Source organism: Metabacillus sp. RB-C-LZQ-3-1, from assembly GCF_058315175.1.
In genome coordinates, this window is sequence record NZ_JBZFLI010000002.1 from 103,780 (window position 1) to 130,473 (window position 26,694).

The following is a 26,694-nucleotide window of genomic DNA, read 5'->3' on the forward strand; positions in this document are numbered from 1 at the left end:
ATTAGTATCTTTGAAATTTTAAATCATTTGTATGGACATAAGAGGAAGTGGTGGGAGTTTTATGATAAGCCTAAATCATTTAGTAGGGATGAACTTCCTTTTGATATTGGTCCTTACATGCCTCTTTCTATGTGGATACTTAAATTTTCGTATGGGGATTTTAAAAAGTTTGTGTTAATTAATGTTGTTGCTAATGGATTCTTTGCTTTTCTCTTCATGCCTTTTCTTAAAAGAATTAGAATTGTTCGTTTAAATCGGTTAAACTATTTTCAATTCTTTTTATATATACATTACAAAGCGTACATACTATATGGAATCCAATACTTATTCGAAAAAGTAAAAAGTACAAGTTGATTTTAAAAAATATGTTGCCATTGAAGTTGTCCTTTTTAATAGGAAATTATGATGAGTAAAAAAACTCACCTCTTGAGTTATCAAATTTTTAATGAGAAAAAGAGAAAGTAAAGTAGCGCCATTTTGATAAACTTATGATGTTTATGATAAGGCGTTAATTTCCTTATGAATTGGATTTTATGGACTAATCCAAGAAAAGACTTGGTTTTATATTTCATGCGTTTATCTGCTGAAACTGCAAAATTCACTGAAGACGGAATATTATGATTGATAATGGGTGGTTGGAAGAACCCCCACTTTAAGAAGACCCTGATAAATTAGCAAACCAATAAGGTGGAGGTATAAAAGTTGGTAGATAATAACCCAAAACTAACTTCAGCTGAAATTTCACAATTATGGTCTAATTACATGAATGATACTATGTCAGTTTGTATGCTGTCATATTTTAAAAAAACGGCAGAAGATTCGGTAGTGCGTGAATTGATAGAATTCGCTTTAGAGCTATCACAAAAACATATTCAAGAACTAACCGTTATTTTTCAAGATCATAATTATCCTATCCCATATGGATTTACAGAAGAAGATGTGGATTTGTCCGGACCGCAATTATTTACAGATAATTATTATTTATACTATTTACATCAATGGAGTGGTGTAGGTCTAGATTCATATAGTCTTTCATTGATGTTAGCAGCTAATAAGGATGTTATCCAATATTTCTCTGAATGTGTTAATGAATCTAAGGAACTTTTAAATAGAACAAAGGAAGTATTGTTATCCAAGGGATTGTTTATTCGAGCTCCTTATATTCCTATACCAAGCAAGGTTGAATTTGTGCACAAACATAACTTTATGGCTGGATGGTTTGGAGAACGTAGACCATTAAATACATTAGAAATTGCAACTTTATTTGCAAATTATCAGAGAAATGCTTTGGCTAAAGTTACTTTTATTGGGTTTAGTCAAGTTGCGAAGGATAAAGAAGTTATTGAATGTATGTTAAGAGGAAAGGATTTAGCTTCTAATCATATTAAAGGTTTTGATACTATCTTACACGCTAGTGACCTCCCTTCCTCTGAAACGTGGGATACTATGGTAACTGATTCAACAGTCCCGGTTTTTTCTGACAAGCTTATGATGTTTCATATATCAACCTTGCTTAATCGCGGTGTTGGTTTTTATGGAACAAGCTTAGGAGTAAGTTCAAGGCGTGATTTAGGAGCCTATTATCTAAAAATTTTAGGAGGACTATTATTATTTGCTGAGGACATTGCGAATTTAATGATTGATAAGGGATGGATGGAACAACCACCAAGTATGGTGAATCGGGATGAACTAAGTAAAATAAAAGGGGATCATGTAAAAGATTAAATGCAATAATTTGAAGTATTACTGCCAGGCGCCAGGCTTAGCTCCTGTAAAACGATGTAGTTTTACTAAAGGGTTCAATACTTCAATAACGTCTTCAACAAAACGAGCGCTTTAATTGAACAAGCAGTATAATAGGGATCTTCGGATGAAGATCCTTTTTTTTTGTCAATAATATATCTGGTTCTTGTTCAGCAATCAGGCCATTAAATTGATAAGAGGTTACATAAAACTCCACTTTGAATGCAGTCAACAGGTCGGTTGAGTGCGCATAAACAATATTTTTTTACAAGTTTAGTTCCCTTAGCTCCCAGAGTGGGGAATAGGAAACTTCTGTTAGTTAAGAATTATGTTGACTGGAAATTTATGAGATAAGATTTAATGTCCTTTATTAAAAAAATCTTATGAAACACTTAATAAGACATAGTTTTTTCAGCAATGGTTGGAGAATAATTACCACGAATTTGGAAAAAATAATTCTTTGATATGGTGACGATTAAAGGATCTCTTAAAAAGGAACGAGATAATGATTCTTCCAAAAGAACCTGTAAAAAAAATAGATGATGTATATACGGCTTTAGTTCAGGCTAATCAAAAAGATCATGATATTTGGTTTGAATATGTGTTTTTATCTTGGCAATGGTGGTTTTGTGTCTTACTTTCGATCATTCCCTGGATTTTATGGTGGAAATATAGAAAAAAGGAATCTACGCATCGTTTGTTATACGGGGCATTTTTTATCATGTTTATTTCGATGTCCTTGGATTCTTTTGGAGCAGAATTGGGCTATTGGGATTACCGATATGAACCGCTGCCGTTCTTGCCATCTTTCGTACCTTGGGATTTATGTCTTCTTCCCATTACTTTTCTTATTTTTATGCAAATAAAACCAAATATTTCTCCTATTTTAAAAGCCATTTTCTACTCATTTTTTTGCACACTAATAGGTGAACCTTTTTTTGAATGGCTAGGATTTTATCAATTAATAAAATGGAACCATCTGTTTTCATTTCCTATCCATTTTTTAATATTTCTAATTGGTTATTTTCTTGTAACAGGCAAAAATTTTGAGGAATTAAAACAAAGATAAGGCAATGAATATTTTGTGGATACTTTTCGAAGTAATAGGAAGGTCTTTTAAAAAATAAAGTATGATCATTCTTAAAAAGAATACGTTTTTGTTATTCTACAATAGGACGCTTTAATTGAACAATCAGTAAAATAGGATCTTCGTTCTAAGAATCTTTTTTATGACGATAACATAGCTGGAGCTTGTTCAGCAATCAAGCAAAATTCTTGAAGAATAAATTTGAAAATGACAGATTTCTAATAGTAAAGATTGGATTTTAATTTTTTTATTGACCTCTTTATTTCTCAGGGTTTTTTGGTGTTCTTGTTGTAGAAGAAAAAATGATCGAATATCCAATAAGCTTTTTAAGCAAGTATTTCACCTCTAGCCTTCTTTATAAATATTTTTTACTTCCAGTAGTCTGTATTTACTTTTATCGGACAGCTTATTATTCAAGATATCCTAGCATTATGAAATGTACATTGTATACATCTGTTTTGACGTTCATTGAGGTTCTTTTGGAAAGGTATACTGATTTAATTGAATATCATCTTGGACATGAACACATACGTTTACCAGTATCTTTTTTCTAATGATGTTTATCCGTATCCTTATGAAATTAATTAACAGACATGAGTAAAAAGGGATCTTCGATTGAAGACCCTTTTTCATGCTTATCTAATAGCTGGATCTTGTTCAGCAATTGGTCCAGATTGTTCAAGGTCGAATAATATTGGGCAAAGACCTGGATAGCTGTATTAGAAGTAATATAGGGACGGCTATTTATTTTGTTAAGTAAGCAAAACAATTAAATTTTTCATGTTTTAAATAAACTATTTTAATGTTTATAATTTATATTTTGTTCAATCTGAATCCTTACTTCTATGTGTTCTAAAGATCCTTTATCAATCGAATTAATTGCACTTTCATCCCATTTTTTCAGATGATATCTATAAGTGTTCTCACTGATATTTAAAAGATCTGCTTTTATTTCTTCACTTTTATCCATTGTCTTTAATAGTTCATTTTTAATTTTTATTTCTAATTCTTTTTTTATTTTATCTATACTTATATCTTTCTCATTTTGGGTCAATACCGCATTGGCATGTACAATTAAGTGATAAGAAGGTTTATACCCATTTACTACTTTGATCATTATTTTAGGTTTCTTTATGATTACACTGACTTTTTCTTCAAAGAGAAAGAGTGGGATATTAGTAGCTTTATTAGATAACCATTTTAAGCCAACTAGGTCTTTTTTATTGACCCATCCCTTGTATTGTTTCTGTGAAAGGACAAATCCACCCGTAACAACAGCAATATTTTTCTTTTTTTCATCCTCTGAGTAATTAGTCTTTTTCACTTCTAATGAAGGAATGATCTGAGAACCAACTGGCTGGTAGTATGTCGAGATAAATTTATTATACTTTTCAATCGGAATGAAGTAATTGTTGTTAGTTAAGGTTTTGGGATCATGGATGATTGTATATAAAGATGAAAAATTAAAAAAGCTCTCACTTGTTAAAATTTCTTTAATATCCTGTTCAGTACCAAAAAGCCATATGTTGTATCTCAGTAAGGAGTTTTGTCCAATAAATTCGATGACGGACTTCATTTGCTCTTTTATGACATTTTCACTTAATAGAATGGTTTCAACATGTCCGTAGTAATGAGGTAATGCTGACTTTTGTTCTAATTTGCTTAAAGCTGCCTGTATCGTTTTTCCCTTAGCTTCTCCAATTAAAATAGGGGGGGCTTCCATTAAAGCAGAAGCCCCTTCTTGCTTCGCGATATTGGCAAAATTCAATGCTTGAATATAGACTATAAATTCTCCTTCAGAGTAATCCAACCCTACACCCGTAATATAAGTTTGGCTTTGAATTTCTTTTGTACCCCAGCAACCAGACAGGAAAAAGAATGGACTGCTTATCATAATTATCAGTAAAATCTTTTTCATAAATTACTCCTTTTGACTATCGCTATCTATAGGTTGATATGCTTGATTTCTCTTTTTCATAAATCGATAAGGAAGCCTCAGAATATTTTTTACGATATCTGTTGTATTGGGTCTAGATAAATACGACAAATATGGTTGTCCAAAGCTTTCTGCTGAAACTACGGATGTTATGATTAAAAAAAAGGAAATAAAGAAGCCATACAAGCCAAATAGGGATGATAATGTGAAAACAAGGAATCGTAAAATTACGATATTACCTGACATGTTTTGATTAATAAGTATATAACCCGATATCACTGTTATTGAAACAATCACTAAACAAGCAGGGGATGTTAGACCAGCCCGAATAGCGGCATCACCAATAAATAATCCGCCCAAAACAGCAACAGTCTGCCCAACGGCTTTGGGGAGGCGTACCCCGGCTTCTTTAAATAATTCAAATAAAATAAGCATCATAAAGACTTCCGCAGGAGCAGATAAAGGTAAGCCAATTCTAGAAGCAGATATTGTTGCGACAAGTGAATAAGGAATTTGATCTGGTTGGAAGGTTACTAATGAAATATAAAATCCAGGTAAAAATATCGTCGTAAATATGGCCATTAACCGAAGAATCCGAACCATACTTATGAAAAAAAAACTTTCCTGCAAGTCTTCAGGTGAAAATAATATTTGATTAAAATTTGTGGGTCCTATCAAGCATGTAGGATTTCCATCCACTAAGATTACAAATCTTCCTTGTGTTAAAGATTGAACAGCAAAGTCAGGTCTACCTGAACTCTCCATTAAAGGAAATAAAGTGAAGGTATTGTCATATAGGAACTCCTCAATTTCGTAACTGCTAACGACAATGTCTACCTTTATGGAATCCAATCGCTTTTTGACATCTTCTAGAATGGAAGGGTTCATAATATCATCAATATAGAGTAATAAGATTTTCGTTCGGCTTCTTTCGCCGATTGTATATTCAATACTTTTTAATGAAGTCGTTTTTAACCTCTGACGGATTAATGCCATATTATCCGATATGTTTTCTACCAATCCATCTCTCGGTCCCCTAATGGAGGATTCCATATTGGATTCTTCGGGACTTCTTTTTGGAAGGTTAGTAACAGTTATAAAAAAAAGATCATTTAAATGATGGCTTATAATGAGTAATTCACCTGAAAATAGTTTTTCCTCAATCTCTGCTTTAACGTTATTTAAATCTTTAAGTTTACTGACCTCTAGGACATTATTTAACAATTCAAAATTTAAGTGGCCGTTCTTTTCTAATACATCATTAATGACAGGAAAAACAACGTCATTAATAAATTTTATATCCACTGAATGAGGGCAATATAAAAAATCCAGTTTATGATCATGGTAGGATCTTGTTTTTATAACGATATCGGAAGAACCTTCAAACCAATTTTTCATTTGGTCTAAGATAATGACTTTTTTATCAGCTTGAACTTTCTTCATGATTATCACCTTTTAAATGTATAATTAGTAATAAAATCAGCATAGTGCAAATTTGAAAAATAAGGCTAATAGGGAAAAAATAATGTTGCAAAAAGTAAAAAAATGAGGTTGCATTCCAAGGAATACATGCACCAATGATTAATAGTAGATAAAGAATAGGAAGAATCCATTTTATCTTTTGGTTAAACATAAAGATTTTTTCGGCAATAAATAAGGATAAGCTTATCCGAACAAACGCTCCGGAAAGCCATTGGAAGATCGAAAGAAAATCGAGACGAGTAATATGAACGCCAATAGTTAACAACTTCCACTGCTCATAAGCTGGATTCCTCAATTTTGCTGCTTCTTCCGGACCAAATTCTGAGATGGCCCCTACTAGTGGACCTAAGATTAAAAACACAAGAATGATCCCAACTATAATAAGCCATTTTACCTTTAGTCTATCTTTAATATAGGACGTTAAAAATAAAAGAAAGATAATTTCAAACAATCCGGAACAAGTATGAACCAACCCTTGAATAAAATCTTTGTAACCATTCTCAAATATAGGAAACAACAATTCATAATTTTTATTTGGTGAATTTCCAATACCTACCAAAAATCCAAAAAATGAAACAATAGGAAGCACTAGAAATGCGATTGTACTTATCGTACGTATACCTTTTAAAGATGCATAAAAGCTAATTAGAGCGAATAACAATACAATGATAAAATTAGGGACCTCGAAAGTATAATTGGCATTTGCCCAAAAAAAAGTATATTTAAGAGTAATAAAGGCTGAAATTAGAAAATAAGTCCCGAATACAATTGAAAATATAATAATAACCCAGGATGGAAATAATTTTCGTTTAAGTAAAGAGAGAACATCATCACGAGTTTTTAATTTTTTATAAATATAAAAAACAAGCAGAATCCAGAAAATAAAAGGTATCGTACTAAAAATGACACTTAACCAGGCATCCCTATTAGAGGTTGATAATATGGCTGGGATTATTAGAACATGTACCATGAATCCTGTAGACATAATTAGTAAAATGTAAATATGAACAGCTTGAATCATCTTTTGGTTCATTGAAAACCACCTTAAAAATTGCTAATTATTACATATTTTAGCCTTGAATATGTAAATTATTAGCTTTTTGTAAAAAATTGCTTAATCTCTGTCGGGATTTAAATATCATTAAATGGTAAAAAACAACCTTGTGACTAAATTTTCAGATAAGCAAGCTAGTTTAATGCATTTGTCTCCGAAGTGATTGCAACAATGATTAAAAGAAATAATGTGTATGTAGAAAATATCTTTTTCTTAAACATGAGTACCTCCTGAATTTGATAAAGATATTTTGTCCTAAATGTAATAGAGGTATGTGTTTCTTAATCGCTTTAATTTAGATAAAAGGCATTATGTGAACTATTTTTGTATTGTTCGGCAACCGGGCCATATTTTGGAACAAAGCGATTGCTCAAGTCAGGGATCTTTGAAATAATTGTTTATGAGTTTAAGAGGATAGTTTAACAAGAAAAGCACTTTGTACATTCGTACGAGATTGTGCAGTGTGAATGATGGGAGGGAATTGTGATAAGGGTTAATCCAAAAGAATTTTTTATTAATGACTTACGTTATATTGTAAGGTCTGCAATAGAAGAGGATGCGAAAAATTTGTCTGAAATAAGACTACAGATTGATGGCGAAACAGAAAATTTAGATAGAGAAAAGGGCGAGGCATACATAGATGAATCTGGTTTTAAACAAATAATAAAAGATGATACAGAAAGTACTAGTAACTTGTTTTTAGTTGTTGAAGTTAATGAGAGGATTGTAGGTTTTTCCAGATGTGAAGGGAACAAACTGAAAAGGTTTTCTCATAAAGTAGATTTTGGAGTCTGTGTCTTAAAAGAATATTGGGGATATAGGATAGGAAAAAACCTTTTAAAAGAATCTATTCATTGGGCTGACTCAAATGGAATTAAAAAAATGAACTTAAGTGTACTTGAAACCAATGACAAAGCTATAAAGCTATATGAAAAATATGGGTTTGAAGTGGAAGGTATTTTAAAAAAGGACAAAGTTCTATCTGACGGGAATTACTATAATACCATTTTAATGGGAAGGTTTAATAATTAAGGGAATGTACTCCACTGGAATCGGTCACTACGGAACATAAAGGAGGTTTGCGTTTTGTCCAAGGGATTACTTCACCATATTGAGATAAACGTCTCGGATTTAAAAAGGTCAGTGGAATTTTGGAAATGGTTCCTTGAAGACTTAGGATATAATTCCTTTCAGAAATGGGATGGTGGACAAAGTTGGAAATTAGGACATACCTATATTGTCTTTGTACAGACTGAGGAAAGATTTCTGGATATCTCATATCATAGGTGTCGAGTCGGTCTTAATCATTTAGCATTTTGCGCAGATTCGCGTCAACACGTAGATGAAATGACAAAAAAATTAAATGGTAAGGGGATTAATATTCTTTATACAGATAGACATCCATTTGCTGGGGGTGAAGACCATTATGCCGTTTACTTTGAAGATCCTGACAGAATAAAAGTGGAGTTTGTAGCACCGTAAGCTATAAGGCCGTTCCTGGGATCTAAAAAAGGTATTGGAGACAATCTGCCGTTAACGGGCGCTTTAATGGAATAGGCAGCAAGAAAGAGATCTTCAATTGAAGATTTGAAGATCTCTTTTTATATAAAGGATTAATTAATAGAGACAAGAACACATGGGTATGAATTAGACGACTATGCATTTATATAGTATAATTTAATTAATGCATCAGTATTGTAATGAAGAAAAAATTTAAAAATGAAACGGAATGAATGTTCACGAAAGTGGAGAATTAAACATGTGATGTAATTTATTAGAAGGTAAAACCGTTTATATATCACGGTGTTTACCTTCTTTTTTTGCAATGGCACTGCAATTTACACTCTCTTTATGAACAATTCGAGAATGATTAAATATGGAATGTAATTCAAATATATGGATAGCAATTTTAACAACTAATCAGATAAAATTTTTTATTAACAAATCAAAAAATACTGAATATAATGCTGAAAAAGGAGGGAATTGTCATATTAATGGAACTAATTTTTTATGTGATGATCGGGTTAGCCTTTTCACTTTATAAATTTAGGAAAATTAATCGATTTAAGGCAATTCTAACAATCTTTTTTTGGCCTATTATTTTGTTGAATTCTTATATTGAATTAGTAGACAAGATTAAGTATAAAAATAGGAAACGCTAAGTCCTCTTTAGAGGGCTTTTCTTATGCTTTTGTCCACCTAAGAGAGAGCCGTTTTATCAAATGATTCTTATCCATTTTAATCTAGATATTAAAAGACAAAAAAACAATGACACTAACATACATAGTAGCCAAGTGAGCGGAATTCCAACGAAAGGATGAACCCATTTTGCATTAACAGGTAAAATGTCTAAGAAAAATGGATGTACTAAATATATTCCAAAACTGTATTTAGAAATGTATTTCGTTAAGATATTTGAATCTTTATTATTCATGTTATGCTTTGCAAAAATGAATATCATTATTGAAATCATTACCGTAGACGGTGAAAGGTACCTATAAAACCATGAATCTAATTCGCCATTCATATTACTTAAAATCCAAGTTCCAAAAAGAGTTAATACAAGTCCTAATAAACCTAATGTATAAAAAATTTTCCTTTGTTTTAAAGTATGTATTTTAAAACTTAGATAATAACCTAATAAATAAAATCCAATGTATCCGATAAAATATTGTACCTCAAGCATTGTTGTGAGACCAAGGTATTCTTTGATTAATGAAGTGATGGTATCAAAAGAAAAAGAAAATACAATAAATAAAAGTAATTCTTTATTCGTTGCATTTTGGACAAATCTCCTAATAAAAGGGGTAAAAAGATAAAGTCCGATCAGCATATATAAATACCATAAATGATAATATACAGGTCCTGTATAGATGGTTTTAATACTACTAGTAATGGAAAGCGGTTGATTACTAGTATAACTCCCCCAAAATAAATAAAATACAATCCAAAATAAAAAAGGGATTATTATTTTGGATAACCTTTTTTTATAAAAGCTCATAAATGGTTCTTCTTTTCTTAACAAAAGCGCACCACTAATCATAATAAATACTGGAACACACCAGCGACTCAAGCTATCAAAAAAATGACCAATTATCCAATAAGAATTTGCAGGATCTAAATATAACAGGTTCGCAGAAACATGAATCATTACAACAGCCATTATCGCCCAGCCTCTAAGTTTTTCAATGTAAAAATACATATATATCCTCCTAATAATGAGAGTGTACTAATATTTTCAACATTGAAAATCTATCATACTAATATAACCATAATTTTATAGTACAATTACGTTTTGTTACACTTTCATTACGACAATCAATTTCATTTAAAAAAATAAGCCTATTCTTTTGGAGGGCATTTTTTTAAACAATAAAGTTGTTTAAAAGATCAGTACCGCACAAGTTCTTTTTTATCATTGAAGATTAAAAATGATCACTTCTAAGTTGAAGTAGTCGTTATTCATTCATAAAGAATTGACGAATTAAGTCGAAAGAAAAATCGCAAAATTTCGATTGTTGCATTGAAGATTCGGATTTAGAAGCGTATCATTAGTTTAGAGGATAAATTAAGTGGGTGATAGCTGCTTGCACAATATGATCTAATAGTCCTTTGTTATTTTGTAAGCGTTTTATTGTTAGAGTGATACAAATGAGACATCTATACTTTAACTCATTCCTATGTGTATCTATTTTTCAGGTTGGAGACAGGGGGAAAATTGATAATTCTCAGATTAGTGTATTACGGTATTTGTAAAAACTTAACAAAAAATATCTATTTACTTTTTTAAAATAGAAGACAAGGAGCTGAAGAAAATGAGTGACCGATTGTCCTATATTATGGGAGAAGAAAACGAGGAGTTATTCCAGGTACAGTTTCACGCACCTGGTCCCTCTGGTTCTCTTCCTCTTACTTCAGAAATGCTATTAAATGCACCAAGTGGAGATTTATTTGGATTATCGCAAAATGTTGGGATGGGATGGAAAGCAAGTGAATTATTAGGAAAGCAATTTCTTATATTAAGTACTCAAGGTGGCATACGTGGAGAAGATGGCCAGCCAATCGCATTAGGTTACCATACTGGTCACTGGGAAGTTGGATTACTAATGAAAGCAGCTGCTCAAGAAATAACAAGTCGCGGTGGAGTCCCGTTTGCGGGGTTTGTAAGTGATCCATGTGACGGAAGATCACAGGGAACAACAGGTATGTTTGATTCCCTTCCTTATCGAAATGACGCTGCAATTGTGTATCGGAGATTAATACGATCTTTACCGACTCGTAAAGGGGTAATTGGAGTAGCAACATGTGACAAAGGCTTACCGGCTACAATGCTTGCATTAGCCTCAATGCATGAATTGCCATGTATTATTGTTCCAGGAGGGGTAACACTTCCTCCTACAAATGGGGAAGATGCCGCTAAAATTCAATCTATTGGAGCTCGTTATGCACAAAAAGAGCTTTCACTAGAAGATGCCGCAGATTTAGGCTGTAGAGCGTGTGCCACACCAGGTGGTGGCTGCCAATTTCTTGGAACTGCAGCTACATCACAAGTTATAGCAGAAGCTTTAGGGATGTCATTACCACACTCGGCACTTGCTCCATCAGGGCAACCAATCTGGGAAGAAATGGCACGCCAATCGGCTCGAGCTGTAATTTCTTTGGAAGCAAACCGACTGAAAATGAAAGATATATTAACAGATTCGTCCATCCAAAATGCTATGGTGGTTCATGCTGCATTTGGAGGCTCTACCAATCTATTACTACATATTCCAGCAATTGCACATGCAGCTAAATTAAGAATTCCAAATGTACAAGATTGGAATCAAATAAACAGAGAAGTTCCAAGGCTCGTAAGTGTTTTACCTAATGGACCTGTCCCACATCCTACGGTAAGGGCTTTCATGGCTGGTGGTGTACCTGAGGTTATGTTACATCTTCGTAAATTAGGGTTATTAGACCAGTCAGTCTTAACTGTCACAGGCGAGAAGCTAGAAACGGTTTTAGACTGGTGGGAACAATCTGAGCGAAGAGATTTCATCAAAAAACAACTAAAATCTTCAGAGGGAATTGATGCTGAAGATGTGATCATGAATCCTAGCCGTGCAAAAGCTCGTGGTTTAACATCTACAGTTACGTTTCCTACCGGGAATATTGCACCTGAAGGCTCGGTTATTAAGTCAACAGCAATTGATCCATCTGTCGTTGATGATGATGGCGTTTACAGACATACTGGAGTTGCTAAGGTATACACATCTGAAAAGGCAGCTATTACAGCTATCAAAAAAGGAGATATTGTCGCTGGAGATATTATGGTTGTAATAGGTCGTGGTCCATCCGGGTCAGGAATGGAAGAAACCTATCAACTAACATCTGCATTGAAATATTTACCTTTTGGAAAATATGTCTCTCTGATTACTGATGCTAGATTTTCTGGCGTTTCAACAGGAGCTTGTATCGGACACGTAGGACCGGAAGCTCTAGCAGGCGGTCCGATCGGTAAATTAAAAACAGGTGATAAAATCGAAATCATTATTGACCGAAATAATTTAGAAGGCAGCATCCAGTTTATTGGAGAGGGTGAAAAAGTGTATACACCTGAAGAGGGGGCAGCTATTTTAGCTAAGAGAGCTCCACATGAAGACTTAAAACCTGATCCTGAGCTACCAGATGATACCCGTTTATGGGCAGCATTACAGGCTGTTAGTGGAGGTACATGGAAAGGAAATATCTATGATGTAGATGAAATTATTAGGGTGTTAGAGGCTGGAAAGAAGGCTCTTGATAAGGGGAAAATATTAAAATAAAAATGGGTAAAGTTGATTTAAAATGGTTTATTTCTTGTTTAGAGACTTGAAATAAACCGATTTTTTTGGAAAGAAAAAATAAACATAAATAGTAAAGGAAGCATGCTGAGAAACGTTAAAGTAGAGAGAGAAATAGATGAATTTCTTTTGAATAAAACAAAATAATAAATAGAATGGTTCTACTTACATTCATATTTATAACCATAATAATATTATGTAAACTACATGATTGTTCTATTTAAAAAATTTATCAATACCTATATGTTTACAATTATGTTAAAACGGAAATAATAAACTGGTGTTCATATCGTTCCCATGATAAGATGATGAACGAAGAATCTATTTGCTTTGAAAGAGTGGTTGTGATTGGAAAGAAAGAAACTCGTTGTCATCATTGGACCAACAGCGGTTGGAAAAACTAAACTTAGCATTGAAATAGCACATCGGCTTAATGGTGAAATCATTAGCGGTGATTCGATGCAGATTTATAAAGGTATGGACATAGGAACAGCTAAAATTACCCCAGAAGAAATGGAAGGGGTTCCACATCATCTTATTGATATAAAAGAACCTGATGATGAATATTCAGTAGCTGAATTTCAAGAAGCAGTAAGACCTCTTATTGACGAAATAACGGATAAAAACAAGATGCCCATGATAGTCGGAGGGACAGGCTTATACATACAATCAGTTTTATATAACTATCAGTTTACTGAGTCCCCGTCTGATCCGGAGTTTCGAAAAAGACTTGAATTAGAGCTAAAACAAAAAGGCGAGCAGGCAATTCATGAATTATTAGCTCAAGTTGATCCTGAGTCAGCCAAGAGGATACATCCGAATAATACAAGAAGAGTGATTAGAGCACTTGAAATTTTTTACTGTACAAATATTCCGATGCACGAACATCTAAAAAAGCAAGAAAATGAATTGTTATATGATGTCGCATTAATTGGCTTAACAATGGATCGTGAAGTTTTGTATCAACGTATAAATCAGCGAGTTGATATAATGGTGGAAAATGGCCTCCTTAAAGAAGTTAAAAGCCTATATGATCAAGGGCTAAGAGATACACAATCGATCAAAGCAATTGGGTATAAAGAAATTTATGATTTTTTTGATGGAAAAGCAACTTTTGAGGACGCTGTAAATCAGTTAAAACAAAACTCTAGAAGATATGCCAAAAGACAATTAACATGGTTTCGGAACAAAATGGATGTAAAATGGTTTGATATGACACCACCGATAAATGACGAACAAAAGGTGGATGAAATTTTTTCATACATAGCAGGAAAGCTTAAACTTTAATCGAATTAAAAGGTATAGAGAAAAGAGGAGGACGAAACATGAAGCAATCAATTAATATTCAAGATCAAGTATTAAATCAATTACGCAAGGATGGCACATTTGTCACTGTTTTTTTACTTAATGGATTTCAATTAAGAGGTCTTGTAAAAGGCTTTGATAATTTCACTGTATTATTAGAGACAGAAGGAAAACAACAATTAATATATAAACATGCCATTTCTACATTCTCACCACAAAAAAATATCCAGATTGAACTAGAACAGTAATAAAAAAGGGGCTGGGATAAAACCCTCCTCTGAAATGAAAAAGCCGGTAAAATTTTACTCTTCGTAAAATTTCACCGGCTTTGATTATTTTTGAATAAAAATAAGGACCACTTCTGATAAAATAAAGTTACCACACAAAATTTCATCCGAAAGAAGGGTCCTTATGTTTAGAAATTATACCATGAATCAATTAGTTTTGCCTTTAGATTTAGAAGTGAAATTACAAAAAAATGATATCGCCTTCCATATCCATCATTTAGTTGAAAGTATCCCTCATGAAGCGTTCGAACCATTTCTTCGAAATGAGGGTTGTCCTGCCTATCATCCACGCATGATGCTTAAAATTATCTTATGTGCCTACTCTCAATCTGTGTTTTCGGGGCGCAAAATTGAAGCCCTATTAAAAGATAGTATTCGTATGATGTGGCTAGCTCAAGGGTATGAACCAAACTACCGTACAATCAACCGATTCCGTGTTCAATCAGAAGTGAAAGAATTAATTCGCCAATGTTTCGTCCAATTCCGTTGCCAACTAATCGAAAACGCAAAATCGATGTGGAAACAGTTTTTGGATTCTTGAAGGCTAATTTGCGTTTCACTCGATTTTCTGTCCGGGGAAAATCGAAGGTAGAAAACGAAATGGGCCTCGCGTTAATGGCAGTGAATCTAAGAAAATTCACTGCCAACAACTAAGGTAATAGAAGAATTTACACTCAAAAATAGAGAAAGGTGAATTTGAGAACCTCAAGTTCACCTTTCTCACTATTTGAAACTAATTATGTCCCAGCCTCTTTTTTTATGTTTCCTCCTTACAGTGCAAAAAGTCTTCATTTAGTCCCAGGTTGATTCATACATTTTATAAAGAAAACGAAGATTGAGGTTGTAATTTTTAAAAATTAGAATATAAATAAAGGAATGAATATTTCTTGGGAAAGCGCAAAAAACAACAGGATTCTTGTGTTTTCGCACGCATATAACCATTAGGCTTTGTTAAACTTCTCCCAATTCATCATTATAAAACATTAAAGCTTTAACATGGCCTTTTCTTTAAACGGAACAGATTGTGAGGTGGACATCTTTGGAACGAGATCAAGCAGTCACATACAAGACCAATGGGCAGATAAACATCATCTTAAATAATCAGTCAAAAGAAAAGTTGGAAGTAAGTTCTTCTTCATATGACTTAAAAATTCCGAAAGTAGAAGTTAAACATGCAATTTTAAATGAAATAGAAGAAGAAATGAGTTCACTTGTTGGAATGAATGAAATGAAGAGAATGATAAAAGAAATTTATGCATGGATTTTTATAAATAAAAAACGTGAAGAGCAGGGACTGAAAGCAGGAAAACAAGCACTCCATATGATGTTTAAAGGGAATCCAGGAACGGGAAAAACAACCGTAGCAAGACTTGTTGGAAAACTGTTCTTTCAAATGAATGTCCTTTCGAAAGGTCATCTAATAGAAGCTGAACGGGCTGATCTTGTCGGTGAGTATATCGGTCATACTGCACAGAAAACAAGAGATCTTATAAAAAAAGCCCTAGGCGGAATATTATTCATAGATGAAGCTTATTCTCTTGCTAGAGGTGGGGAGAAGGATTTTGGAAAAGAAGCAATTGATACATTGGTAAAACATATGGAAGATAAGCAGCATGATTTTGTTCTAATTTTAGCAGGATATCCCCGTGAAATGGAACATTTTTTATCATTGAACCCAGGATTATTATCCAGGTTTCCTTTAGTTGTTGATTTTCCAGATTATTCGGTTGATGATTTAATGGAAATATCCAATTTAATGATGGCAGAAAGAGAATATAAATTCCATCAAGATGCAGCTCTAAAACTAAGAGAACATTTAATGAATGTTAAATCCACTACACATCCATCAAAATTTAGCAATGGACGTTATGTTCGAAATATTATTGAAAAGTCGATTCGATCCCAAGCAATGAGGTTATTATTAACCGATAAATATCATCGAGAAGATCTACTAACGATTAAAAGCCAGGATTTGGTTTTTTCTGAAGATAAATAATGAGTACTGCAACAGGACCAATACATAATAAATCCTGTTGTTTTTTTGTTTATTTTAATAATAGATGTTCTAAATAAGAGGAGTTTTACATAGTTAAATAGAGGGGTAACTGGCTAAGTTTTTGCAATTATATGGAGGTAATGATGAAGCTGAAGATAACTTTTTTATTCATATTAATTGGAATATTATTTATACTAACTATCATTCTATGGCATCCTTTCCCTAAAGAAGAATCAAAAAAATCACCTACAAATTCTGATACACTTGATTCATACAAAACCTTTACTTATATTATTACTGAGGTTGATGGAAATCAATACTATGGAGAATCTATAGATGGTCGGACAAAAATCAATTTTCATCGTGATCGTGTAAAATATCCCATAACTGATTCAATACAAGTAAATGATAAAATATTAGCGTATGTAGAATCTGTAAACCATATTGATGGAATCATTAAAGTTGAGAAGATTGAATCAGATAAAAATTAAAGACGATAGCTTTCCAATGAAAGCTATCGTTTTTACTTATTTTTCATATGGTGTATATTGTCGATCTGGTGTCATCTCGTCGGTGGCTATCTCTGAATTTTTCTCGCTTGAGTCAGAGTTTTGTTGTATCAATTGCTGGTTATTTATCGTTTGGTCTGAAGGTTGAGTCGGAGTTTTTGCATTAAAGTATCCTCTTCCACTTTCAGGATTTGAAATGATCCCAAGCGTAACAAGAATGCCTAAAATAGATGTGACATATGTTTCCCAGCTTGTTAGATCTATTTGAAGTCCTAGATCTTTAAAAATCATATACAAAAGGGACGCAATGGACGTCCATAATCCATAATTTCTCCATTTCAATTGCATCACACCTTTTTAAAAATATTCGTAATAAGCTATTCTAAATCCAAACAATATGTGATGGAAATGTATAAAAAGTCAATTTGCATAAGCGTTAGCTACAAAAAAACATAGTATTAATAACATTTATAAGAAGTCTTATACTTGAAAATGAATAACTATGTAGAGTGATATAGAAACAGCATTAAAGGTAACGAATATGATCGAAAAAAGCTATTGAACAAAATATTGGTAACGCTTTCAAAGCGAGGTGTTTGAATGATAGAATACTAAGTATAAGAAGGAGTGATCAGAATGAGTGATAACAAATTATTTTTAGAAGAGTTAAAATATCTTGTTGAAAATGAATTGTCACTTAATGATTCTAGAGTTAACGGATTAGTTGAAAGATACAATAAAAATCCTTTTTTAATTATCCAACTTTATCAAATTATTAAAAAAAACCAACGTGTATTACCTTTTTTCAATGATATCGAATCAGCTATTTATGAATATATAGTAAATGAAGAAATGTCACATGAGAAAACCTATTATGGAGCGACGTTGTATGTGGCAGATATGTTTGATACAACTCAAACATATATTAAATGTAAAATAAATCAATCTAGAAAAGCATTAAACAAGCAGCTTAGTGCGTAAAGATGACAAATGGCAACTCTTTTTAAGAGTTGCCATTTGTCATAATTACAGAAAGTATAAAATCTATTTTTCATTCATCCTGACATTGTATTTTTGTTAGACGGCACATGAAAGCTTCGGTTTGGTAGTCGCCATTTATATGTATAGGACAAAACACGAAGCACAACAATAAGGATAAAAAGAAGGTACAGCTCAAATGGTTGATCCACGACCTTAAATCCGATTAGGAATCCGGCTATAATGGCCCAAAAGGCATAAATTTCTGCTCTGAGAACAAGGGGTTTCCGACCAGCTAATAAGTCCCTAATAATACCTCCACCACTTCCAGTTAACACGGCAGCCACTACTGTCGCACTAATTGGATGAGACATTTCAACGGCATATAATGCTCCTTGTATAGCAAATGCAGAAAGTCCGATTGCATCTGTGAGGTTTCCCCATTTATGCCAGTGTTGTAATAAGCGATGAGGAAATAGAAAGACCAATGTCATAGCAAAAAGAGCAATTTGAAACAATAGACCTTGCTCCCATAAAGCTGATATAGGAACGCCAATTAACAAATTTCTAATAGCTCCTCCACCAAAAGCGGTGACAATCCCTAGAATATATACACCTAAAATATCATATTCCTCTTCCATTGCGACAATTGCGCCACTTATTGCAAAAGCAATGGTACCAATAATACTCAAAACTTCCCAAGTCAATGTCATTCCTCCAAGCTGCTCAATATATAGCTCAGACAATTTTAAATGGGAAGTCAGCTAAAGGTCAATTCTTTTTTTAGGGGAAGATTTTATTACAGGATTGTTGCAAGCTTTTAGAATACTTCTGAAAGAAAAAAGTCTATACTATAGAAATAATTAGTGATAAGCGTAAATCTTTGGTATGATTAAATTGCTAAAACAGCGTAAGGGAAGGGTTTTTTGATTGAATAATACAGTAGACTCACTTAAAGAAAAGGTTATATTGGCAGGGTGTCAATTGCAGACGATGGACGATGAACATTTTCATTATTCGATGGAAGAGCTTGCTTCATTAACGAAAACGGCAAACGGTGAAGTACTCATTCAATTGACTCAAAAAAGAGAAAGACCGCATCCTGCTACATATATTGGAAAAGGAAAAGTTGATGAATTACTAAACTTAGTGGAAGATCTAAGTCCTGATATCGTGATTTTTAATGATGAATTATCACCAAGTCAGCTTAGAAATTTGTCTGCTATTTTAGATGTAAGAATAATTGATCGAACCCAGTTGATTTTAGATATTTTTGCTCAGCGTGCAAAGTCTAAAGAAGGAAAGCTTCAAGTGGAATTGGCTCAACTTCAGTATTTACTCCCAAGATTAACAGGGCAAGGTATTGCCTTATCACGTCAAGGAGGAGGTATTGGAACAAGAGGTCCAGGAGAAACTCAATTAGAAACTGACCGTCGGCATATCAGAAATCGCATTAATGAAATCAAACAACAGCTAGCAGCGGTTGTTCGCCATAGAAATCGCTACCGTGAACGTCGCAAGAAAAACCAAGCGTTTCAAATTGCGTTAGTTGGCTATACAAACGCTGGGAAATCAACGATCTTTAATCGCTTAACAACAGCAGGCAGTTATGAAGAAAATTTATTATTTGCTACATTAGATCCAATGACACGCAAGGTCCTGTTACCTTCAACATATCAAGCTTTGATAACAGATACGGTTGGGTTTATTCAAGATTTACCAACAACACTTGTCGCTGCTTTCCGTTCTACCTTAGAGGAGGTAAAGGAAGCTGATCTTATTTTACACGTAGTTGATAGCTCTAATGAAGACTATTCCAACCATGAAAAAACAGTTTATAAACTTTTAGAGCAACTTGAAGTATCAGATAGACCGATTTTAACCGTTTATAATAAGAAGGATCTTACTCCTGCATCATTTGTTCCATCACCTTCAGCTGATTATGTGAAAATAACAGCCTTTAACGAAGCGGACTTAGAAATGTTATTGACCAAGGTTGAAACAATTGCTAAGGATTCAATGAAACAATACTCCATCCTTGTACCGGCAAATGAAGGCAGATTGATTTCCCAATTGAAAACAGAGTCATTAATTGAAAAGATCGAATTTAATGAGAAACGTGAAAAGTATGAAATAGAGGGTTTCGTTCTTCCTGAACATTCGATCAACTCACAACTAGAGAAGTTTAACGGAGAGGGTTAAGAAATGTTTGATTTTTTGAAAAATGGTGAGAAACTTGCACCAATCGTAGAGAATGTAGAAAAAAAGATTCGTTCAATTCATTCAGTAATAGATAAAATGAGTGAAGTTAATCAATTTAAGGTATTAAAAAGCTTCCAGCATCATAGGGTAAGCGACTCTCACTTTATCCCGACTACAGGTTATGGCTACGATGATATTGGAAGGGATACGTTAGAAAAAGTCTATGCAGACGTGTTTGGTGGTGAAGCGGGATTAGTTCGACCACAAATTATTTCAGGTACTCACGCTATATCGATTGCATTGTTTGGGGTTTTAAGACCAGGAGATGAACTCCTTTATATCACTGGTAAGCCATATGACACGCTAGAAGAGATTGTAGGGATAAGAGGAAGTGGCATCGGTTCTTTAAAAGAATTTCAAATCGATTATCAATCAGTAGAATTAAAGGAAAATGGAGCAGTAAATTATGAAGCAGTAAAGCAAGCTATTACCAATAAAACAAAAATGATCGGAATTCAAAGATCTAAAGGATATGCCACAAGACCATCGTTTACAATTTCAGAAATTCAAGAAATGATTAATTTTGTTAAATCCTTAAAAGAAGATATTGTCATTTTCGTAGATAACTGCTATGGTGAATTTGTAGAAGAACTGGAGCCTTGTCATGTAGGGGCAGACCTAATGGCTGGATCACTCATCAAAAATCCAGGTGGTGGACTTGCCAAAACAGGTGGTTATCTTGTTGGTAAACAAGATTTAATCGACGCCTGCGCATTTCGTATGACATCCCCGGGAATAGGAGCCGAAGCAGGTGCGTCTCTATATAGCTTGCAAGAGATGTATCAAGGGTTCTTTATGGCACCGCATGTAGTGGGACAAGCATTAAAGGGAGCAGTATTTACTTCCGCATTCTTAGAGGAATTGGGTTTAAAGACAAGCCCAATGTGGAACAGTAAAAGGACTGACTTAATACAGTCTGTTCAATTTGATGATCCAGACATGATGGTCGCTTTTTGTCAAGCAATCCAGTATTCATCACCAATTAATTCACATGTAACACCATACCCGAACTATATGCCTGGGTATGAGGATGATGTCATAATGGCAGCAGGAACTTTTATTCAAGGAGCTAGCATCGAGCTGTCTGCTGATGGACCGCTACGGGCACCTTACGTTGCATATGTTCAAGGCGGACTTACATACTCTCATGTGAAAATTGCAGTTTGTTCAGCTGTCGATTCTTTAATAGACAAAAATTTAATCTCGATTGTTAGTTAACTACAAAAATAGATGACGAAACTATGTTATGTAAGCTGACATTTAATTGACACATAATGTTACATAGGTTATAATGAAAACAGTTAACTAAAAGGAGCGAATAACATGAGTGATAATATTCGACGCTCAATGCCCCTATTTCCTATTGGAATTGTTATGCAGCTCACTGATTTATCTGCAAGGCAAATTCGTTATTATGAAGAAAATGAATTGATTTTTCCAGCTAGAACGGAGAGCAATCGAAGATTATTTTCATTTAACGATGTAGATAAATTATTGGAGATTCGTAATTTAATTGAACAGGGTGTCAACTTAGCGGGAATAAAGGAAATTTTCTCCCGTAAAAGCTCACATAAAGAAGAAAAACAAGAGCAACCTAAAACAGTTGAAAAACCTGATTTAAGTGATGCTGAATTACGAAAACTTCTTAAGTCTGAGCTTATGCAGGCGGGTCGTTTTAATCGACCTACATTGAGACATGGTGACATGTCAAGATTTTTCCATTAATATAGTAGCAATGAATAATTGAATATAACTTTTTGAAATTGGAGAGGAGATTTTCAGGGTGGCTAAATATTCAAGAGAAGATATTGTGAGCTTAGTAAAAGAGAATAATGTAAAATACATCCGTTTACAATTTACGGATATTCTTGGAACAATTAAAAACGTTGAAATTCCAGTAAGTCAGCTTGATAAAGCACTTGATAACAAAATGATGTTTGATGGTTCTTCAATTGAAGGTTTTGTCCGTATTGAAGAGTCTGATATGTATTTATATCCTGATTTAGATACATTTGTTATCTTCCCTTGGACTGCTGAAAAAGGAAAAGTAGCTCGTTTTATTTGTGATATCTATAATCCAGATGGAACTCCATTTGCAGGTGACCCACGTAATAATTTACGTCGTATCCTAAGTGAAATGGAAGAGCTTGGATTTACTGATTTTAACTTAGGGCCAGAGCCGGAATTCTTCTTATTTAAATTAGACGAAAAAGGCGAGCCAACACTTGAACTTAATGATAATGGCGGTTACTTTGACTTAGCACCAACGGATCTTGGTGAAAACTGCCGTCGTGATATCGTTCTAGAGCTTGAAGAAATGGGCTTCGAAATTGAAGCTTCTCACCACGAAGTGGCTCCAGGACAACATGAGATTGACTTTAAATATGCTTCTGCAATTAAAGCATGTGATGATATTCAAACATTTAAACTAGTTGTAAAGACAATTGCTCGTAAGCATGGTTTACATGCTACATTTATGCCAAAACCATTATTTGGTGTTAATGGTTCAGGTATGCACTGTAACTTATCTTTATTCAGTAAAGGGGAAAATGCATTCCTTGATCCAAATGGTGATCTGCAATTAAGTGATACTGCAAGACAATTTATCGCAGGAATTATTAAACATGCACCTGCATTTACTGCAGTGACAAACCCAACTGTAAACTCATACAAACGTCTTGTTCCTGGTTATGAAGCACCTTGTTATGTTGCTTGGTCTGCACAAAACAGAAGTCCACTAATTCGTATTCCAGCTTCGCGTGGTTTAAGTACTCGTGTTGAAGTACGTAGTGTTGACCCTGCTGCAAACCCTTATTTAGCAATGAGTGTTTTATTAGCTGCAGGTCTTGATGGGATTAAAAATAATCTTGATGCTCCAAAACCAATTGATCGTAACATTTATGTTATGTCTAAAGAAGAGCGTGTTGAAAATGGAATCGTTGATTTACCGGCAACATTAGCTCAAGCATTAGATTTATTAAAAGCTGACAGCACAATGAAGCATGCTTTAGGTGAACACTTATTTGAGCACTTTATTGAAGCAAAAGAAATCGAGTGGGATATGTTCCGTACACAGGTTCACCCATGGGAAAGAGAGCAATACATGTCAATGTATTAATAGTAAAAAGCCTCGACAAATTGTCGAGGCTTTTTTGCTGCTATAAAAAAAGCTTATCCTTCAATACTTAGTGTACAGTGCGATAAACGCCAATTACTTTTCCTAATATACTAACATTTCGTAAAATAATAGGTTCCATAGTTGAATTTTCAGGTTGCAGGCGAATATAATCTTTTTCCTTAAAAAATCTTTTACATGTTGCCTCATCATCATCTGTCATAGCAACAACAATATCACCGTTGTTTGCTGTTTGCTGCTGGCGAACGATTACTAAATCACCATCTAAAATTCCAGCCTCAATCATACTTTCACCCATAATTTCTAACATGAATACATGTTCATCATCTGAAACATAGCGATCTGGTAAAGGAAAATATTCTTCAACATTTTCGATTGCAGTAATAGGAAGACCTGCTGTTACCTTCCCGATTACTGGAACATTAATGACATTGTTCTTAGGGATATGGGATGTTTCTTCTTCTAAGATTTCGATTGCTCTAGGTTTTGTAGGGTCCCGTCTAATTAATCCTTTTGATTCTAATCTAGCTAAATGACCATGAACTGTGGAGCTTGATGCTAGTCCTACTGCTTCACCAATTTCACGAACGGAAGGTGGGTAACCTTTCTTTTGGACCTCATCTTTTATAAAACTTAAAATATCTTGTTGTCTTTTTGATAGTTTCGTCATCCTTTGTGACACCTCGGATCCTCTAATTTATGTTTATTATAGCATCTTTTACCTATATATACAAACATAAGTTCGAAAAAACACTTGACTAGAACAGTTGTTCGTACTATACTGAGTTTATAAATACGAACAAATATTCTTATGGGGTGTTATTATGAAAAGGGAATCATTATCTTACATACTAGCTTTTTTTGTCGTTCTACTAGCAATAACAGTAGGAATTACTTACACTAATAAAACAGATAGCTTAGAAAATTATCATCAAGTTGAAATTAAAGAAGGCGATAGTCTTTGGACAATTGCTGATCAATTCCAAGAGAATAAAAATATTTCAAAGCAAGAATTTGTCAAATGGGTTCAGGAAAAAAATAATCTTTATTCTACTACAATAAAACCTGGAGACATTGTTTTTGTCCCAGTACAAAAAGAAGAAATTTATCAATTTCATCAGATTGCTAGTGAATAAATAGTAAGATTTTTTGGTTAAGGTGATGTGATAGTTTATGAAGGCGGTTGTTTATTGTCGAGTAAGTACCGAGAAAGATACGCAGGACACGTCAATTGAGAGACAAAAGGAAGAGTTACTATCATTAGCTGCTTCTCATAATATGGACGTGATAAAAGTAATAGAAGATAGACATAGTGGTTATGATGTAGACCGTGATGGAATTATTGAAGCACTTGCATTATTAAAAGATAAGAAGGCATCGGTTCTTCTAGTTCAAGATGATACAAGATTAGGGAGAGGACACGCGAAAATTGCCCTTTTACACGAAATAAAAAAGTTAGAAGCTACAGTATTCACACTAAACGAAAAGGGTGAACCTGAACTATCAGAAACGGATTCAATGGTATTGAATATTTTAGCTGCAGTGGAAGAGTTTCAAAGAAAACTTATCAATTACAAGATTAAAAGAGGGATGAATCGGGCTATTGAGAATGGATTTAAGCCTCAGAATAATTTAAAAAACCAGGATCAAGGTGGAGGTCGTGAGAAGATCGAGGTACCAATTGAAGAAATACTTAAGTTAAGAGATAAAAAGCTAACATTTCATGAAATAGCTGCTACCCTTAGAGGTGTCGGCTTCGAAGTAAGCAAAGCAACAGTTCATAGGAGGTATAAGGAACACGTAGAAAAGCTTCAAATTAATTCAGATGATAGTAATGTTCAATGAGACATTGATGTTCATTCAGTTGTTATTTTCCTCTCAATTTAGTATGATGACATTTGTGGTATTAAACCAAAATATTAAATAATCTAAAACATGATTGTAGTTTCTTATCATTTTGTTGATTAGAATAGTTACTAGTTATGAGAGGAGTACTGATATGTTACCAAAGTCTAAAATAGATCGTATAAATGAATTATCAAAGAAATCAAAAGCAAAAGGCTTAACAGAGAAAGAGAAGACAGAACAACAAGCTTTGCGAAAAGAATATTTACAAGCTTTTCGTTCATCAATGAAAAGTACACTAAAGGGTGTTACAGTTGTTGATCCAAATGGAAATGATGTAACTCCTCAAAAAATTAAAAATGAGAGAAGAAAAGATCTTCATTAATAGCAGGGGGGAGAGATCTATTTCTCCTCTTATTTTTTTAGATAAGCTAGTTTAAAACTCTTTGCACTTAGTTTTAGAGTCTAGCTCCAGCGCCTAGCCTTAGATCGCACAGGATGTGTAAGTGCAATACAGCGAAAGCCTCCAGGGTCTAACGACTTTGTAATAGAAGGCAAAGAACACCTTTTATTACAAAGTGGGGTTATTTGCCCTAGGCTAACCAAGGCGCTCGCGCTTTTCTATGAATTTGTAAATAAGTAGATTCGTTCGACAAAAATAGTGGCTTATCTCTCCAGTTTAAGACAATTATTTCTTTTGATTTCTTATATAATTAGAGAAATAGAATGGTTGGGGAGAGTGAAATGGTGAGACACTATTATATTTATTTAATAGAAGAAGAGTTTGCGAGTCATTACTTTGGACGGGAATCTAAAATCTACCATCTGTTTCAAGACTTTCACTGGACATCAGCTCGTTCAGCTCATGGAAGTACGATCGAAAAACAAATTCATTATATTACAAAACCAATCCCAGCATTATTTATACATCAACTTCTTGGTACGCATTTATCAAACCGTTCGGATTATCAAATGTTCCATCATATACATAAAATTGCTCTTAAAGGAAACGTAGGGAATGCCACTCTCATTGTAAAAAATCGACATCTTGAGCTTTCATCTGATGGAAGTTTTGAAGCAGAAACAATATTCTTTGAAGTATTACGAAAGTTTGATCCTTGTTTTTTAGCTATGGACTTTAAAGGTGAAAGATATGGTTGGTTAAACCCAATAAAAGAAAGAAATTTTGGCTAAAATATAGAGAAATTTAGTTCAAATGTTGTATAATAGCAAAGGATTTAGTACACTGTAA

The 26,694-nt window shown here is 33.7% G+C and carries 26 protein-coding genes and 2 pseudogenes; 21 read left to right on the plus strand and 7 right to left on the minus strand.

The features are described from left to right. The first annotated feature begins 702 nt into the window (after positions 1-702). The 3 genes and pseudogenes from AC4GZ8_RS03865 to AC4GZ8_RS03875 all read left to right on the plus strand — a co-directional run. Positions 703-1,725, plus strand: coding sequence for a DUF3231 family protein (locus AC4GZ8_RS03865; protein ID WP_491080507.1), 1,023 nt, complete (start codon positions 703-705; stop codon positions 1,723-1,725). A gap of 523 nt (positions 1,726-2,248) precedes the next feature. After that, on the plus strand, positions 2,249-2,812 hold the full coding sequence (locus AC4GZ8_RS03870) for a CBO0543 family protein (protein WP_491080508.1): 564 nt from the start codon (positions 2,249-2,251) through the stop codon (positions 2,810-2,812). Positions 2,813-3,105: 293 nt separating this feature from the next. Beyond that, a pseudogene (locus tag AC4GZ8_RS03875) lies at positions 3,106-3,384 on the plus strand (CBO0543 family protein); the annotation flags it as partial. Between the two features lie 245 nt (positions 3,385-3,629). Here AC4GZ8_RS03875 and AC4GZ8_RS03880 read toward each other — a convergent pair. The 3 genes from AC4GZ8_RS03880 to AC4GZ8_RS03890 are packed head-to-tail and all read right to left on the minus strand — an operon-like array spanning position 3,630 to position 7,281. Further along, positions 3,630-4,748, minus strand: a complete 1,119-nt coding sequence (locus AC4GZ8_RS03880) for a Ger(x)C family spore germination protein (protein WP_491080509.1) — start codon at positions 4,746-4,748, stop codon at positions 3,630-3,632. Positions 4,749-4,751: 3 nt separating this feature from the next. Then, positions 4,752-6,209, minus strand: coding sequence for a spore germination protein (locus tag AC4GZ8_RS03885; RefSeq protein ID WP_491080510.1), 1,458 nt, complete (start codon positions 6,207-6,209; stop codon positions 4,752-4,754). After that, entirely contained in the window at positions 6,190-7,281 is a 1,092-nt protein-coding gene (locus tag AC4GZ8_RS03890) for an endospore germination permease (RefSeq protein WP_491080511.1), read from the minus strand. Before AC4GZ8_RS03890 ends, AC4GZ8_RS03885 begins: the two co-directional genes overlap by 20 nt. 507 nt (positions 7,282-7,788) lie before the next feature. Between AC4GZ8_RS03890 and AC4GZ8_RS03895 the strand changes: the two genes are divergently transcribed. Further along, positions 7,789-8,334: a GNAT family N-acetyltransferase gene (locus AC4GZ8_RS03895; RefSeq protein WP_491080849.1), complete on the plus strand. Its 546-nt coding sequence runs from the start codon at positions 7,789-7,791 to the stop codon at positions 8,332-8,334. 54 nt (positions 8,335-8,388) lie between these two features. Continuing rightward, positions 8,389-8,784: a VOC family protein gene (locus AC4GZ8_RS03900; RefSeq protein ID WP_491080512.1), complete on the plus strand. Its 396-nt coding sequence runs from the start codon at positions 8,389-8,391 to the stop codon at positions 8,782-8,784. 736 nt (positions 8,785-9,520) lie between these two features. On the opposite strand, the gene AC4GZ8_RS03905 is transcribed toward AC4GZ8_RS03900, so the two are convergent. Then, positions 9,521-10,504 (minus strand): acyltransferase, encoded by a 984-nt coding sequence (locus AC4GZ8_RS03905; protein ID WP_491080513.1) that lies wholly within the window; start codon positions 10,502-10,504, stop codon positions 9,521-9,523. Between the two features lie 613 nt (positions 10,505-11,117). On the opposite strand from AC4GZ8_RS03905, the gene AC4GZ8_RS03910 reads away from it, so the two are divergent. The 7 genes and pseudogenes from AC4GZ8_RS03910 to AC4GZ8_RS03940 all read left to right on the plus strand — a co-directional run bounded on the left by AC4GZ8_RS03910 (position 11,118) and on the right by AC4GZ8_RS03940 (position 17,203). Next, positions 11,118-13,106 carry a YjhG/YagF family D-xylonate dehydratase gene (locus AC4GZ8_RS03910; protein WP_491080514.1) on the plus strand — a complete coding sequence of 663 codons (1,989 nt, stop codon included), beginning with the start codon at positions 11,118-11,120 and terminating at the stop codon, positions 13,104-13,106. Positions 13,107-13,472: 366 nt separating this feature from the next. Beyond that, entirely contained in the window at positions 13,473-14,411 is a 939-nt protein-coding gene (miaA, locus tag AC4GZ8_RS03915) for a tRNA (adenosine(37)-N6)-dimethylallyltransferase MiaA (RefSeq protein ID WP_491080515.1), read from the plus strand. 38 nt (positions 14,412-14,449) lie between these two features. Further along, positions 14,450-14,677, plus strand: coding sequence for an RNA chaperone Hfq (gene hfq / locus AC4GZ8_RS03920; protein WP_026559264.1), 228 nt, complete (start codon positions 14,450-14,452; stop codon positions 14,675-14,677). Positions 14,678-14,840: 163 nt separating this feature from the next. Beyond that, positions 14,841-15,218 (plus strand): annotated as a pseudogene (locus tag AC4GZ8_RS03925) (transposase); the annotation flags it as partial. Then, positions 15,185-15,370, plus strand: a complete 186-nt coding sequence (locus tag AC4GZ8_RS03930) for a transposase (protein ID WP_491080516.1) — start codon at positions 15,185-15,187, stop codon at positions 15,368-15,370. The pseudogene AC4GZ8_RS03925 and the gene AC4GZ8_RS03930, both read left to right, overlap by 34 nt. Positions 15,371-15,755: 385 nt before the next feature. Next, positions 15,756-16,712, plus strand: a complete 957-nt coding sequence (gene spoVK / locus AC4GZ8_RS03935) for a stage V sporulation protein K (RefSeq protein WP_491080517.1) — start codon at positions 15,756-15,758, stop codon at positions 16,710-16,712. Positions 16,713-16,855: 143 nt separating this feature from the next. Continuing rightward, a complete protein-coding gene (locus tag AC4GZ8_RS03940; protein ID WP_491080518.1) occupies positions 16,856-17,203 on the plus strand; it encodes a hypothetical protein in 348 nt (115 codons plus the stop codon). 36 nt (positions 17,204-17,239) lie between these two features. Here AC4GZ8_RS03940 and AC4GZ8_RS03945 read toward each other — a convergent pair whose 3' ends face one another. Beyond that, entirely contained in the window at positions 17,240-17,563 is a 324-nt protein-coding gene (locus AC4GZ8_RS03945) for a hypothetical protein (RefSeq protein WP_491080519.1), read from the minus strand. A gap of 294 nt (positions 17,564-17,857) precedes the next feature. Between AC4GZ8_RS03945 and AC4GZ8_RS03950 the strand changes: the two genes are divergently transcribed. Next, positions 17,858-18,202, plus strand: coding sequence for a hypothetical protein (locus AC4GZ8_RS03950; protein ID WP_491080520.1), 345 nt, complete (start codon positions 17,858-17,860; stop codon positions 18,200-18,202). Between the two features lie 74 nt (positions 18,203-18,276). Here AC4GZ8_RS03950 and AC4GZ8_RS03955 read toward each other — a convergent pair whose 3' ends face one another. Further along, on the minus strand, positions 18,277-18,906 hold the full coding sequence (locus tag AC4GZ8_RS03955) for a trimeric intracellular cation channel family protein (RefSeq protein ID WP_491080521.1): 630 nt from the start codon (positions 18,904-18,906) through the stop codon (positions 18,277-18,279). 286 nt (positions 18,907-19,192) lie between these two features. Here AC4GZ8_RS03955 and hflX point away from each other — a divergent pair, with 286 nt between their 5' ends. The 4 genes from hflX (at position 19,193) to glnA (ending at position 23,579) form a co-directional block, all read left to right on the plus strand. After that, complete coding sequence (gene hflX, locus AC4GZ8_RS03960) at positions 19,193-20,401, plus strand: GTPase HflX (protein ID WP_491080851.1); 1,209 nt, start codon at positions 19,193-19,195, stop codon at positions 20,399-20,401. Between the two features lie 3 nt (positions 20,402-20,404). Further along, positions 20,405-21,679: a methionine gamma-lyase family protein gene (locus AC4GZ8_RS03965; protein WP_491080522.1), complete on the plus strand. Its 1,275-nt coding sequence runs from the start codon at positions 20,405-20,407 to the stop codon at positions 21,677-21,679. A 105-nt stretch (positions 21,680-21,784) separates the two neighbouring features. Next, positions 21,785-22,186: a MerR family transcriptional regulator gene (locus AC4GZ8_RS03970; protein WP_491080523.1), complete on the plus strand. Its 402-nt coding sequence runs from the start codon at positions 21,785-21,787 to the stop codon at positions 22,184-22,186. A gap of 58 nt (positions 22,187-22,244) precedes the next feature. Next, on the plus strand, positions 22,245-23,579 hold the full coding sequence (gene glnA, locus AC4GZ8_RS03975) for a type I glutamate--ammonia ligase (protein ID WP_491080524.1): 1,335 nt from the start codon (positions 22,245-22,247) through the stop codon (positions 23,577-23,579). A gap of 67 nt (positions 23,580-23,646) precedes the next feature. Here the strand turns inward: glnA and lexA are convergent, their stop codons facing one another. After that, positions 23,647-24,267, minus strand: a complete 621-nt coding sequence (lexA, locus tag AC4GZ8_RS03980) for a transcriptional repressor LexA (protein WP_491080525.1) — start codon at positions 24,265-24,267, stop codon at positions 23,647-23,649. A gap of 154 nt (positions 24,268-24,421) precedes the next feature. Between lexA and yneA the strand changes: the two genes are divergently transcribed. From yneA to sirA, 4 genes are all read left to right on the plus strand, one after another. After that, on the plus strand, positions 24,422-24,733 hold the full coding sequence (gene yneA, locus AC4GZ8_RS03985) for a cell division suppressor protein YneA (RefSeq protein ID WP_491080526.1): 312 nt from the start codon (positions 24,422-24,424) through the stop codon (positions 24,731-24,733). 37 nt (positions 24,734-24,770) lie between these two features. Beyond that, the gene (locus tag AC4GZ8_RS03990; protein WP_491080527.1) at positions 24,771-25,442 is read left to right on the plus strand and encodes a YneB family resolvase-like protein; all 672 of its coding nucleotides are present in this window, start codon (positions 24,771-24,773) and stop codon (positions 25,440-25,442) included. 154 nt (positions 25,443-25,596) lie between these two features. Continuing rightward, positions 25,597-25,827 (plus strand): DUF896 domain-containing protein, encoded by a 231-nt coding sequence (locus tag AC4GZ8_RS03995; protein ID WP_491080528.1) that lies wholly within the window; start codon positions 25,597-25,599, stop codon positions 25,825-25,827. Positions 25,828-26,186: 359 nt separating this feature from the next. Then, positions 26,187-26,636 (plus strand): sporulation inhibitor of replication protein SirA, encoded by a 450-nt coding sequence (gene sirA / locus AC4GZ8_RS04000; RefSeq protein WP_491080529.1) that lies wholly within the window; start codon positions 26,187-26,189, stop codon positions 26,634-26,636. Positions 26,637-26,694 lie beyond the last annotated feature (58 nt).

Coding starts and splice junctions, on each gene's coding strand:
- AC4GZ8_RS03880 (WP_491080509.1), bottom strand. CDS start 4,748: ATGAAAAAGATTTTACTGATAATTATGATAAGCAGTCCATTCTTTTTC.
- AC4GZ8_RS03930 (WP_491080516.1), top strand. CDS start 15,185: ATGTTTCGTCCAATTCCGTTGCCAACTAATCGAAAACGCAAAATCGAT.
- AC4GZ8_RS03910 (WP_491080514.1), top strand. CDS start 11,118: ATGAGTGACCGATTGTCCTATATTATGGGAGAAGAAAACGAGGAGTTA.
- hflX (WP_491080851.1), top strand. CDS start 19,193: ATGGACGATGAACATTTTCATTATTCGATGGAAGAGCTTGCTTCATTA.
- AC4GZ8_RS03950 (WP_491080520.1), top strand. CDS start 17,858: ATGAGTGATAACAAATTATTTTTAGAAGAGTTAAAATATCTTGTTGAA.
- AC4GZ8_RS03885 (WP_491080510.1), bottom strand. CDS start 6,209: ATGAAGAAAGTTCAAGCTGATAAAAAAGTCATTATCTTAGACCAAATG.
- AC4GZ8_RS03940 (WP_491080518.1), top strand. CDS start 16,856: ATGAAGCTGAAGATAACTTTTTTATTCATATTAATTGGAATATTATTT.
- AC4GZ8_RS03870 (WP_491080508.1), top strand. CDS start 2,249: ATGATTCTTCCAAAAGAACCTGTAAAAAAAATAGATGATGTATATACG.
- sirA (WP_491080529.1), top strand. CDS start 26,187: ATGGTGAGACACTATTATATTTATTTAATAGAAGAAGAGTTTGCGAGT.
- yneA (WP_491080526.1), top strand. CDS start 24,422: ATGAAAAGGGAATCATTATCTTACATACTAGCTTTTTTTGTCGTTCTA.
- hfq (WP_026559264.1), top strand. CDS start 14,450: ATGAAGCAATCAATTAATATTCAAGATCAAGTATTAAATCAATTACGC.
- AC4GZ8_RS03905 (WP_491080513.1), bottom strand. CDS start 10,504: ATGTATTTTTACATTGAAAAACTTAGAGGCTGGGCGATAATGGCTGTT.
- AC4GZ8_RS03995 (WP_491080528.1), top strand. CDS start 25,597: ATGTTACCAAAGTCTAAAATAGATCGTATAAATGAATTATCAAAGAAA.
- AC4GZ8_RS03970 (WP_491080523.1), top strand. CDS start 21,785: ATGAGTGATAATATTCGACGCTCAATGCCCCTATTTCCTATTGGAATT.
- AC4GZ8_RS03965 (WP_491080522.1), top strand. CDS start 20,405: ATGTTTGATTTTTTGAAAAATGGTGAGAAACTTGCACCAATCGTAGAG.
- AC4GZ8_RS03990 (WP_491080527.1), top strand. CDS start 24,771: ATGAAGGCGGTTGTTTATTGTCGAGTAAGTACCGAGAAAGATACGCAG.
- AC4GZ8_RS03890 (WP_491080511.1), bottom strand. CDS start 7,281: ATGAACCAAAAGATGATTCAAGCTGTTCATATTTACATTTTACTAATT.
- lexA (WP_491080525.1), bottom strand. CDS start 24,267: ATGACGAAACTATCAAAAAGACAACAAGATATTTTAAGTTTTATAAAA.